The 12,776-nt window shown below is 33.1% G+C and carries 10 protein-coding genes and 1 tRNA gene; 4 read left to right on the top strand and 7 right to left on the bottom strand.

All coding sequences use genetic code 11. The annotated features are described in order from the left end of the window. Positions 1-16 precede the first annotated feature (16 nt). Together A5893_RS07075 and gyrA are read right to left on the bottom strand one after the other, a co-directional pair. On the bottom strand, positions 17-1,195 hold the full coding sequence (locus A5893_RS07075; protein WP_068821841.1) for a tetratricopeptide repeat protein: 1,179 nt from the start codon (positions 1,193-1,195) through the stop codon (positions 17-19). Between the two features lie 23 nt (positions 1,196-1,218). Then, on the bottom strand, positions 1,219-3,840 hold the full coding sequence (gyrA, locus tag A5893_RS07070; protein ID WP_068821840.1) for a DNA gyrase subunit A: 2,622 nt from the start codon (positions 3,838-3,840) through the stop codon (positions 1,219-1,221). Positions 3,841-4,037: 197 nt separating this feature from the next. Here gyrA and A5893_RS07065 point away from each other — a divergent pair, with 197 nt between their 5' ends. Continuing rightward, positions 4,038-4,499, top strand: a complete 462-nt coding sequence (locus tag A5893_RS07065) for a hypothetical protein (protein WP_068821839.1) — start codon at positions 4,038-4,040, stop codon at positions 4,497-4,499. Here A5893_RS07065 and A5893_RS07060 read toward each other — a convergent pair. The 3 genes from A5893_RS07060 to accC form a co-directional block, all read right to left on the bottom strand. Next, positions 4,496-5,668 (bottom strand): hypothetical protein, encoded by a 1,173-nt coding sequence (locus A5893_RS07060; RefSeq protein WP_232456829.1) that lies wholly within the window; start codon positions 5,666-5,668, stop codon positions 4,496-4,498. The genes A5893_RS07065 and A5893_RS07060 overlap by 4 nt on opposite strands. 171 nt (positions 5,669-5,839) lie before the next feature. After that, positions 5,840-6,433, bottom strand: coding sequence for a riboflavin synthase (locus A5893_RS07055; protein WP_068821838.1), 594 nt, complete (start codon positions 6,431-6,433; stop codon positions 5,840-5,842). Between the two features lie 12 nt (positions 6,434-6,445). Next, complete coding sequence (accC, locus tag A5893_RS07050) at positions 6,446-7,933, bottom strand: acetyl-CoA carboxylase biotin carboxylase subunit (protein ID WP_068821837.1); 1,488 nt, start codon at positions 7,931-7,933, stop codon at positions 6,446-6,448. A 158-nt stretch (positions 7,934-8,091) separates the two neighbouring features. On the opposite strand from accC, the gene A5893_RS07045 reads away from it, so the two are divergent. Further along, entirely contained in the window at positions 8,092-9,378 is a 1,287-nt protein-coding gene (locus A5893_RS07045; RefSeq protein ID WP_068821836.1) for a GAF domain-containing sensor histidine kinase, read from the top strand. Here the strand turns inward: A5893_RS07045 and A5893_RS07040 are convergent. Then, the gene (locus A5893_RS07040) at positions 9,361-10,380 is read right to left on the bottom strand and encodes a threonine aldolase family protein (RefSeq protein WP_068821835.1); all 1,020 of its coding nucleotides are present in this window, start codon (positions 10,378-10,380) and stop codon (positions 9,361-9,363) included. The genes A5893_RS07045 and A5893_RS07040 overlap by 18 nt on opposite strands. A 317-nt stretch (positions 10,381-10,697) precedes the next feature. Here A5893_RS07040 and A5893_RS07035 point away from each other — a divergent pair, with 317 nt between their 5' ends. Both A5893_RS07035 and A5893_RS07030 read left to right on the top strand, forming a co-directional pair. Beyond that, positions 10,698-11,540 carry a transglutaminase-like domain-containing protein gene (locus A5893_RS07035; protein ID WP_068821834.1) on the top strand — a complete coding sequence of 281 codons (843 nt, stop codon included), beginning with the start codon at positions 10,698-10,700 and terminating at the stop codon, positions 11,538-11,540. Between the two features lie 167 nt (positions 11,541-11,707). Then, a tRNA-Lys gene (locus A5893_RS07030) sits at positions 11,708-11,783 on the top strand. 105 nt (positions 11,784-11,888) lie between these two features. Here the strand turns inward: A5893_RS07030 and A5893_RS07025 are convergent. After that, positions 11,889-12,776: a DUF6999 family protein gene (locus A5893_RS07025; RefSeq protein ID WP_068821833.1), complete on the bottom strand. Its 888-nt coding sequence runs from the start codon at positions 12,774-12,776 to the stop codon at positions 11,889-11,891.

The following is a 12,776-nucleotide window of genomic DNA, read 5'->3' as shown; positions in this document are numbered from 1 at the left end:
TTATTCTAATAAGAAATTACATTTGATCTAATGTCTTTTTAACTTCCGCAGCTTTATCTAATTTATTTAATTTAATGTAAACCTCTCTTAAAGTATTTAGGGTGTTTACATCCTTAGGATTAAGTTCTTGAGCTTTCTCTAATAATGGGACAGATTTACCCAATTCAGTTTCAAATTTTTTCTTAAGCTCGTTATATTTAACATCAGAAGCTTTGTTATTTGGTAATTTATTTGCTTGAGTAATATATTCATTACCTCTATTAATGTAAATTACCGCTAAATTATAAATCGCATCAGCATAACTTGGGTCAATTTCTAAAGCTTTATTATAAGATTCTTCTGCTTTATCTAATTGTTTATTAGCAGAGTAAGCAACACCAGCAACAAAATATAAAGTTTTGTTTTTTGGATCTTTAGCAATTGCATTTTCAATTTTAGAAATTTGCTTAGCAGCCTGACCACGATTTAAATAAATATTTAACTCATCATAAATCAAAGTCATAAATTCTGGGTGTTTGATCCTTCCTTCTTCTATTACTTTTAATGCGTTGGTAGTATCAGTTTTCGCTAAATAAACTTTAGCTAACTCATCATATAAAGCAGGATTTGTAGGATTTACATCAATTGTTTTCCTGTAATATTTTGCTGCTTCATCATACATTTGTGCACTATTTGCGGCAATTGCAGTATACATATTGAATAAAGAATCCTGAGGCTTAACGTCAGCAATAAATTTAAAAGAGCTATAAGCTTCTTGGTAATCTTTCTTGTTGAAAGCTGCAACACCTTTGTTTTGCATCATAATAGCCAAATTTTGCTCAGAACTATCAATATACCTTACATTTTCTTTTTTGGTATCCAATTCCTTTGCTTTAGCTAAAGCATCCTGTGCAGATTTAAATGCAGATTCTGAATTTGCTTTATTAACTGTATCTGTAACTGCAATTGAAGAAAAAATGATAGAACGATATGCCCATAATTCTGCATCATCTTTTGTTTTTGCATTTATTATAGCTTTATCTGTTGATTCTTTAGCCAAGTTTAAGAGCTCCAATTGTTTTTTCATCGGAGATTTAGTCTGTAATCCTACCTCGTACAAGGCATAATTTTGCTTGGCACTGGCAATTTCACTTTTTTGCGCAAAAGCAACAGAAAAGTAAGAAAGCATCATTAAACTTAAAATGGTCTTTTTCATTCTTTTAAATTGTTGTTTCTAATTTAGTTTTCTTCTTCGTTATTATCTTCTTCTGTATCTTCAGATGCATCATCTTCTGCTTCAGTCTCCTCATCTAAATCTTCTGGAGACTCTTCTTCTTCAACCACATCTAAAACTTCTCCATCAGTTACAATAACGCTTTCGTCTAAAACTTCTTCGTCATCATGTTCTACTTTTGCAACTGAGGCTATAGAATCTTTTCCTTTCAATGTTATCAATCTAACACCTTGGGTAGCTCTTCCCATTATCCTTAAACTGCTCATCGCAATTCTTATTACAATACCAGAACGATTAATTATCATTAAATCGTCTTTATCAGTTACATCTTTAATAGAAACTAACTTACCGGTTTTTTCTGTTACGTTTATGGTTTTAACTCCTTTTCCACCTCTGTTGGTTACTCTATAGTCATCAACGTCCGTACGCTTTCCGTAACCGTTTTCTGAAACTACCAAAATAGTACTCTCATTCGACTCAACACTTATCATACCAACAACCTCATCGTCTGGGGCTGATAAGGTAATTCCTCTTACACCAGTGGCAGTTCGTCCCATTGGCCTAACTTTAGATTCGTTAAACCTAATAGCCCTTCCGCTACGTAAAGCCATTACAATTTCAGAAGTACCAGAAGTTAAGTTTGCTTCTAATAATTCATCACCATCGTTAATATTAATGGCATTGATACCATTACTACGTGGGCGACTGTAAGCTGCTAAAGTTGTCTTCTTGATGGTACCTTTTTTGGTACACATAATAATACAATTGTTCTCTAGGTATTCTTTATCTTTTAGATTTACAACTTTTACATAAGCCCTAACTTTTTCTTCTTTATCGATATTGATAATATTCTGAAGTGCTCTTCCTTTACTGGTTCTTGTTCCTTCCGGAATTTCAAATACCCTTAACCAATAACATTTTCCTTTATCGGTAAAAAACAATAAATAATTATGGTTTGATGCAATGAAAATACGCTCAATAAAATCTTCATCTCTAGAATTAGAACCTAAACTACCTTTCCCTCCCCTGCCTTGAGTACGATATTCTGTTAAGGCTGTTCGTTTCATATAACCTTCCCTAGAAATGGTAATCACAACATCTTCATCTTCGATGAAATCTTCTGTCATCATTTCTGCTGCCGAGTGAACTATTTGGGTTCTACGTTCATCACCATACTTTTCTTTCATCTCTAGCAATTCATCCTTAATGATCTGCATCCTTAAACCTTCATCGTTTAAGATAGAGTTTAAGTATTCGATGGTTTTCATCAATTCTGCATATTCGTCTTTAATCTTATCTCTTTCAAGACCAGTTAAACGACGAAGCGTCATATCTAAAATTGCCCTAGCTTGGATATCAGATAATCCAAATTCAGAGATTAAACCTAGTCTAGCTTCTTCTGGAGTTTGAGAAGCTCTTATCAATTTAATTACTTCTTCAATATGATCTAGAGCAATTAATAAACCTTCTAAAATATGAGCTCTTTTCTCTGCTTCTGCTAATTCAAATTTGGTTCTTCTTACCACAACTTCATGGCGGTGCTCTACAAAATGACGAATCAAATCTTTAAGATTTAACATCATCGGGCGACCATGCACTAAAGCGATATTGTTAACACTAAAAGAAGTTTGTAAAGCAGTGTGTTTGTAAAGGTTATTTAAAACGATAGCAGCATTGGCATCACGCTTAATCTCATAAACAACACGCATTCCATCTCTGTCAGATTCATCCCTGATTTCAGAAATACCTTCAATTTTTTTATCGTTAACCAAATCAGCAGTACGCTCAATCATCATGGCTTTATTTACCTGATAAGGTATTTCGCTCACTATAATTCTTTCCCTATCGTTTGGTAAAGTTTCAATCTCGGCAACGGCTCGCATCATGATACGTCCACGACCAGTTTCAAAAGCATCTTTTACACCTTCATAACCGTAAATGATACCTCCGGTAGGGAAATCTGGTGCTTTTACATATTGCATCAACTCCGGAATCTCAATATCTCTGTTATCAATGTAAGCCATGATCCCATCAATACACTCCGTTAAATTATGTGGAGCCATATTGGTAGCCATACCTACTGCAATACCACTACCACCATTCACCAATAAATTAGGGAATTTACAAGGTAAAACTGTAGGCTCCTGTAAGGAATCATCAAAGTTTAAACGATAATCAATCGTATCTTTATTGATGTCAGCCAACATCTCTTCGGCCATTTTTTTGAAACGAGCCTCCGTATAACGCATTGCAGCCGGCGAATCTCCATCAATTGACCCAAAGTTACCTTGACCGTCTACTAATGGATAACGTAAGCTCCAGGGTTGTGCCATACGCACCATGGTATCATAAACAGAACTATCACCATGTGGGTGATATTTACCTAAAACCTCCCCAACAATACGGGCAGATTTTTTATAAGGCTTATTACTCGCTAAACCTAAATCCAGCATTCCGTACAAAACCCTGCGGTGTACGGGCTTTAATCCATCTCTCACATCGGGCAAAGCCCTCGAAACAATAACCGACATCGAATAATCGATGTACGCCGATTTCATTTCTTCCTCAATATTTATTTTTATGATTTTATCAAACTGTGCTTCGCCTGAATCGGTTTCTTCTGCCATAATTTAGTTTATTCAAAAATAAAGGGATTTACCCTTGAAAAATTGTATGCGAAGTTAATAAATTAAGGCTAATTGGATGCTTCAAAAGAGAATTTTTTATCCACTATTTTAAAGCATTTTATCATTCTAAATTGATGTCTTGAAAAGGGTTTTACAATTAAAAAATCTGTTTTTAATTGTATCACGTAATTTAATTTATGCAAAAAAGTAATTACTTTAAAATAATTAAGAATCCACTATTATTAATTTTTACGTTTATTTTCACTATAACTTCTTCTTGTAAAAAAGATGAAAATTCTGTTTCTGATTCCTCCAAATTACAAGGTTCCTGGAGTTTAGTTTCAACAAAATATAGCTCATTTATTAATGGGAATTTAACTGATGAAAATTTAGTAGATTCAATTGAAGAAACTTCTGTCACTTTTATTGATGGCTCCTATGTAATACGAAAAAACAAAAAAGTTTCCGAAACAGGAATCTACCTTTTTGCTGATAACGTGATCACATTAAAAAGTATAAAAGATTCTATTAATTTTTTAGAAATTAAAGTGCTTAACAATACCAGTTTAGTTACTACTACCGAAGAAAATTATAGGGATAATGAAGGGAGTGAAAGATATGTAATTGAGAATAATTATGCTAAAGGACTTAAAAATTAATTCTTGTTGCCAATAGGCAAATACTGATAAACAACTTGATATTCAACTTTTGATAATAAAGGATTTTGCTGCCCTAATTTCAAATCCTTTTTTTGCGGGGTAGGCTCGCAAACGTAATAATTTTGTCCCTTGTAAAAAATGGGGTTGCCTATAGCTTTATCAAAATTAACAGCCATGGTAATATGAGTTGGATACAACAAAGCAATCATTGGTAAATTATAAATCTCTTTTACCAAATAAAAAAATAAAGCAGCCCGATCATCGCAATCGCTATAATTATTGAACAAAGTTTGCTCTGGAGATAAACGTTTCTCTTTGCCAAAGTTTTCCTGATCACTTTCATACAAAAAAGCATTTCTGGTAAAACGCATCAGATAATCAACACCTTTTCTTTGGCTTAATCCCTTTAGGTTTCTTTTTAGGTATGGAATAATCGACTGATAGGTTTCCCTGCTTAAAGGGATATTAAAATAAGATTCAAAATCTACAACAGGATAATTCTTAAACAAAGTTTGAACCTCGTTATTCAGCTTTATATTAAAATGATAGTTCCTCTGTTTATAATCAAACTGAAGCGTTTTATCCTGGTAATCTTCAGTTTTAAAATCTGGGATTTGGGTTACTTTGTAAGAAAACATCACATTATTTTCTAGCAATTCGATAGCTACCGGATATAATTTATCCTTTTGATAATCTGCATTTGGATAATCATGAAAGTTTAAACAAACCAATTGCTTTTTACCGTCTTTGTAAAATGGGATATCACTGATATCATCATCACTCCAAACATAAAATAATAACTGATTTTTACCAACCGCCAGCCTTGTATCATAACCAGATTTTAATAAGAAAAACCATTTGTAAAGGGTATATCTTTCATAATTAACTTCCTTAGGGCTAATTTGCTGAACGGTTTTTCTAACCAATTGATAATAAAACCAATCGTTTAATTTCTCTTTATTTTTATAACTGATTAACTTATTTATTATGGGTTCAAAATCTTGTTTGCTGGCAGCCTGATAGAATTTGATCACAGATTCTTGGGTTAAAGAATCATTGAAAGGTATATTTAAGGCACTATCGATCTTGATATTGAATGTTTCATCATAAAATTGAAATGCAATATTTTGGGCATAAACAGGTCTATTAGAAAAGCAGATAAAGCTCACAATCAAGAAAAAAAATTTTATTAAGTTTTTGATTATCAATGCTAATTAGGTTTTATTAATTTTAAATTTACATAAAATTAATATTAAATTAACATTAGAACGGATATAATTATTTTAGGAAAATGAGGAAATTGATTTTTTAAATCGTTAAAGAAGAATTGGATTAGGATTTTATAAGGTTTTGACTCCCATCATCTTGGCTACATATTTCCCAATAATATCGAATTCTAGGTTTACTGTGTCGCCAGATTTAATATTTTGAAGATTGGTATGCTCATAAGTGTAGGGAATAATGGCGACAGAAAATGTATTTACACCAGAATTAACAACGGTTAAACTAATCCCATTTACACAAACAGAACCTTTTTCTACAGTTACGTTTCCTTTTGCAGCATCATATTCAAATGTAAAAACCCAACTTCCATTGGTCTCTTCCACGTTTTTACAAACAGCGGTTTGATCTACATGACCTTGAACAATATGCCCGTCCAAACGTCCGTTCATTTGCATACAACGTTCCAGGTTTACTAAATCGCCAACTTTAAAGAATCCAATATTAGATTTTTGCAAGGTTTCATCAATGGCAGTAACCGTATGCTCATCATCGGCGAAAGCCACAACCGTTAAACAAACCCCGTTGTGCGCCACCGATTGATCAACTTTTAAATCTCTAGAAAAAGCCGATTTAATGGTGATGTGTAAATTGCTTTGTTCCTTTACCAATTGGGTAACTGTGCCCAATGTTTCTATAATTCCTGTAAACAAAATTGTATAGTTTTATGAATAAATCTTCCTGTTCTTTTGCCAAGCAGAAGATGTTTGAGCAACTTTATTGATAACATTTTTGTTTTCTTTTTCTGATAATAATTTGGTAGCTAATATCGCAGCAATCATTGCTTCATCTTCATTCTGATGATCCAACATTTGTGGCTCAAAATATTTACCCACAAAATGCGTATCAAAATTACCAGACGTAAAAGCCTGATGTTGCATCACAAATTTACCAAAAGGCAAGGTGGTTTCAATCCCTGTAATCTCATATTCGTCAATCGCCCTTACCATTCTTTCTATTGCTTCTTCCCTATCTTTTCCGTAGGTGATCAATTTAGCAATCATAGGGTCGTAATAAATAGGGATTTCCATTCCTTGTTCAAAACCATCATCAACCCTTACACCGTTTCCTTTCGGAGTAATATAAGTTTGCAAAGTGCCAATATCAGGTAAAAAATTATTTTTTGGGTCTTCTGCATAAACCCTAAGTTCCATGGCATGCCCATTAATTTTTAAATCTTCTTGCTTAAAGCTGATGGCTTCTCCCCTGGCAATTTTAATCTGTTCTTTTACCAAATCTATTCCGGTAATCAATTCGCTAACAGGATGTTCTACTTGCAAACGGGTATTCATCTCTAAAAAGAAAAAATCCAGATTTTCATCTAAAATAAATTCTACTGTCCCTGCTCCCGTATAATTAACAGACCGGGCAACATCTACAGCACATTTCCCCATCTTAGTTCTAATTTCTTCGGTTAAAACTGATGATGGCGCTTCCTCAATCACCTTTTGATGGCGACGCTGAACTGAACATTCTCTTTCAAAAAGATGAACGATATTACCGTGTGTATCTCCTAATATTTGGATTTCTATGTGACGGGGAGAGGTAACATATCTTTCAATAAAAACCGCACCATCCCCAAAAGCAGAAACAGCTTCTGAAACCGCTAAATCCATTTGTTCAACAAAATCTTCGGATTTTTCTACTATTCTCATCCCTTTTCCGCCGCCGCCTGCAGCAGCCTTTATCAAAATCGGGAAACCTACTTCTATCGCTCTTCTTTTAGCATCAGCAACATCAGTAATGGCTTCTTCTGTACCAGGAACCATAGGAATATTGTATTTTAAGGCAGCAGCTTTCGCCGATAGTTTGTTACCCATTATTTCCATTGCCTCAGGAGATGGCCCGATTAATATTAAACCCGCATCTTTTACCCTTCTGGCAAATTCTGCATTTTCGGATAAAAATCCGTATCCAGGATGTATCCCTTGAGCACCTGTTAATTTGCAGGCATCAATTATTTTATCAATAACTAAATAAGATTGATTCGATGCAGCAGGACCAATAAAGACAGCTTCATCTGCATAACGAACATGAAGGGCATTTCTATCTGCTTCAGAAAAAACAGCAACTGTTTTAATTCCCATTTCTTTGGCGCTGCGCATTACCCTCAACGCAATTTCTCCTCTATTAGCTATCAATATTTTATCCATCAAAACAAATTTAAAATAATTATAGAAACATCCTTATTAAAAAATTTCCATCATATTTATTACGTAAGGCAGTTGATGGTGGCTTATTAATTTTTAATAATATTTATATATTGCATGATATTTAAAAATAGCGCACCACAAAGCAACTGTTATTTTTTATGAATCATACTCCACAAGAATATAAAAGTCGTTTGAACGAAATTTATAAACTCAGTTCTATTTTAATCAACGATAATGTAGAAAAACAAAATTCATTAAATGACATTTTAAAAGCTGCCTGTACTTTATTGAATTTAGAATTAGGGGTCATTTGTCTTATTAAAGACAATAAATATACCTTTAATGAATACTACAGCCTATCTAATCAAATATTTGATAAAAATGAATCCATTGATGTTAAGAACACTTTATGTGACGAGACCTTAAAAAAGGATGCCTTATTAGCGATAAATAACATTGCAAATTCTGATTATAGCAAAAATTTTAGTCATCAAAAAAACAATGTAAATTGTTACATAGGTACACCCATCAAATATAATGATGGGGAAGTAGGAACACTAAATTTCTCATCAACAAAGCCGAAAGAAAAAGAATTTTCTGTTGCCGATATAGATTTAGTGCATTATTTAGGGCAATGGGTAAGTCATTATTTAGATAGGCAATATTATAAAGACTCTCTCTACAATAAAAATTTAGAATTAGAAAAATTAAACATAGAACTTGAAAAAAAGAATGATGATTTAGAGAACATCATGGAAGAAAAAAACCAATTATTACAAATATTGGTTCATGATCTTAAATCTCCGTTAAGCAATATTAAAATGCTTTCCTATCTTTTTCAGGAATTTGCTACCAATGAGGAGAGCGAGGAATTAATAGGTATTTTTAATAAAAGTTTAGAATATGTTTTCCATTTGATAGAGCAAATGGAGACACTAAATAGCGTAGAGAATTTCCCTTTAAACGTTTATATAGAAGAATTTAATCTTGATGGTTTTATCAAAGAAACGGTTAAATCTTTCAGTTCTATCGCAGAAGCAAAATCTATTAAGATTTTTTACACGGCTAAATCTAAAGAAGAAATTATAAAGACAGACCTTAATTTTTTGAAAAGGGTTTTATATAATGTTATTTCCAACGCAGTAAAATTCTCGCCGTTTCAAAAAAATATAAATGTTGATTTAGAATTTGTGAAAAATAATTTTCTCATCAAAATCAAGGATGAGGGACCTGGAATATCTGAAGAAGATCAGAAAAAACTATTCGATAAATTTAATAAACTCAGAAATAAACCAACCAACAATGAAAGCTCTTCAGGCTTGGGTTTATTTATTGTTAAAGAGCTATTAAAAAATCTTAAAGGTCAAATTGACGTAGAAAGTGTTGTAGATTTAGGAACAACTTTTATAATCACATTACCTAAAAGTCTAATCGATAAGACTTAATATTTCAATAGTTTGTTCTATCTGCTGCTTACTAATATCTAGATGAGTAACAAATCTTATCGTTTGCTTACCAAAAGTTCCGGATAAAATGCCTTTTTCTTTAAGCTGATTTACTAATTTTTCTGCATCTCTGGAATCATCAATCTCAAAAATTACAATATTAGTTTGCACCGGCAAAACCCGCTTTACAAAAGGCAATTTTAATAAACAGCTTTCTAATTGTTTTGCATGCAAATGATCAGTCTGTAATCTATCGATATGATAGTCCAATGCATATATTCCAGCAGCAGCCAAAAAACCTGCCTGTCGCATTCCTCCTCCTAAAACCTTTCTTATCCTTTTTGCATATTGGATGGTTTGCTTACTACCCAACAAAACAGAACCTACTGGTGCACCTAAACCCTTGGATAGGCAAACAGAAATACCATCAAAATAATTACCGTATAATTTTGCCTCATCTTTAGTATAAGCCAGGGCATTAAAAATTCTTGCACCGTCTAAATGGAGCTTCAAATTTTTTAGTTTACACAAATGATATATTGGTTCAATATCCTTTAAAAAATAACAACTACCGCCACCACGGTTCACTGTATTTTCTAAAACAACTAAACTGGTATGCGGATGATGTACATTTCCTATCGGATTAATTTCCTCTTCAATCATTTCATCAGTGATTATGCCTCTATTTCCATTGAGTAATCTTACCGAAGCTCCAGAATTAAACATGATTCCACCACCTTCATACCTATAAACATGGGCAGTTTGATCGGTAATTACTTCATCTAAAGGCTGCGTAAAACATTTTATAGCGATTTGATTGGTCATGGTGCCAGAAGGGCAAAATAAACCAGCTTCCATCCCAAAAAGTGCAGCAGTTTTTTCTTCTAATGCATTTACGGTCTCATCTTCCCCAAAAACATCATCACCCACTTTTGCGGTAATCATAGCTGCCAACATGGCTTCGGTTGGTTTCGTTACCGTATCGCTTCTAAAATCTATCATGTTTAAATATTTATCGCAAAATCAATATTTTAATGCGGGCTGCAAAATGAATTTTTAAACCTTGGTTATAATTTATCATTAAGGCTTTAATTATTCTGATAAAATTATAATTATCGGCATCAAATTAGCTAGTAAAAAAAATGATTTTGCCAGTAATGGCATTTGTTGCCATCATAAAGTAAAACGCTGTTATTGCGTTCAAAATTCTTTTAAAATGTTATTAATCATACAAAAATCAAGCACTTCAATACATACCTTTATCCGTTAAAGTAAGAGGCTAATAATTTAGTTTTTGTATAATCTACTTGTCTTAATCTATGAAATTTAAAGTAAATGCTGATTTAAAATATAAAATCAATTCGGAAAGTTCCATCATCTTAAGTATCCATGCCTTAAAAACGGAACAAAAAATAATTTCCGAACAATTACTTATTTCACCAGAAACAGATTTCAAAGAACTATTATCCACTGCAGAAGCAAATAGATTAGTAAGCCTGGCTTTAAAACCCACAGAAAACTTATCAATAAGTTATGAGGCAACTGTAGAGAATGCCTTTATAATTAAAGAAATAGAAGCCTTTAGTGATGTTAATATTGCAAAATTGCCAGGTGATGTTTTAACTTATTTAAATCCCAGCAGGTATTGCCAATCGGATAAATTATATCGTTTAGCAAATAATATGTTTGGCTATAAAAAAGATGATTTTGAAAAAGTTCAGGCATTAACCTATTGGATTTATCTAAATGTAGAATATTTAAGCGGCTCTACTAATTCTGAAACCTCTGCTTATGACACGGTTACAGAACAAGCTGGTGTTTGCAGGGATTTTGCCCATTTAGGAATTGCTTTATGTAGGGCTTTAACCATACCGGCCAGATACTTTACTGGATATGCCTACCAACTTGTTCCTCAAGATTTTCATGCTTGTTTTGAAGCCTATATTAATGGTCAGTGGTTATTGTTTGATGCAACCAGATTAATCCCATTAAACGGAATGGTTAAAATAGCTATCGGACGTGATGCTGCCGACGCCGCTGTGGCCAATATCTTTGGTGATGTTTCCTTTATCTCTAGTGTAGTAACCTGTGGATTATTAGATAATGATTTTGAGCCTTTCTATCAACATCATGAAAACAGAATGGCAATTAGTTATTCATAAATATTAAAAACAAACGCCCCATTTTTAGGTTGTTAAGAAATAATTAATTTTTTTTTAGTTGATGTTAAGACGCTTAACAAACTGAATTTAAAAAAAGACAGAAACTATTTGCAAGGTTAAAGAGAAACTCTATCTTTGCACAACTTAAAAAAATTCGTTTTTTTAATGATTCCTTAGCTCAGCTGGTAGAGCATTACACTTTTAATGTAGTGGTCCTGGGTTCGAATCCCAGAGGGATCACCAGATAAACATCAAAAACAAAGAAAACCCTGTTCATATAATAAATGAACAGGGTTTTTAATTTTAGAAGAATATTGAATTAACAAAATCAAGCGAAATCATCCTACCCTAAGTACTTTCAATCTTTGCAAGCTTACCCTGCACCAATAATGCATGTAATACTTCCGTAGAAAATCCGTGTAGCAATAGCCTGAAAGCAGCCCCCGCAGTCGGTAGTGGAATCATAGGATGTTTGTTATTCAGCGCAGTAAGTTTCTCGGGGCAATCCATAATGGTTGCTGCATAAATCCCTATTACTTCATCAAGCTGTAAAGAATTGGTCGCTCTCCAAAAATCATTGTCTGTAAGATAAAACTGATATACTGGTGTGAAAATTTCTATAGCAGTACCTAAGTCGATAAAATTTGTCCATCCGTCTCTAAACTCTCTGAAAGGAATTTCTCCTGCAGTAATAGCGCTAAAATCAGGTTTTTCTTTCTTTGTTATTTTTAAACCCTTCTCTTCTATTGCCTTGTTTAGGTTGATAATGAAATTATAAAGGTTAAGGTCGTGTTCTAAAAAAAGATTGTCTTTCACGTCGCTCACTCCCAAAGGCTTTAACGGATTCATTGGAATATCGGTTGATCCGTCTACGTTGTCTTTGATAAAACGAAGCACTTCTGAACCGAGGTAAAAATGCCGAAGGATGATAAAGTTTGCTTCTGGTGTAATAAAATATTTCATTCCCCAAAACAGACTTTTATGCAGCATCTTTGGCGCATTGATTAGGTTCGGAATAAAAATCTTAAAAAATTGCATCAGCACAATTGAAAGTCTTGCAAAAACTTTAGCCACTGGATATAGAAACTGCCTGCTTTTTGTAGAAGAATCGTATAAAAATGCAGCCTTAGCATCTGCATTAAATGGAACACTTTTATCAAGAAACATCGCATGCCAATGGCTTGGGTTTCTCGGCTCGTTCACCATATTTTCGAAATATTCTTTTTTATGCAACAT

It is taken from the genome of Pedobacter psychrophilus (assembly GCF_001652725.1).
Lineage (GTDB): Bacteria > Bacteroidota > Bacteroidia > Sphingobacteriales > Sphingobacteriaceae > Pseudopedobacter > Pseudopedobacter psychrophilus.
Note: the sequence above shows the minus strand (reverse complement) of the source record. Positions and strands in the feature narration are given on the sequence as shown.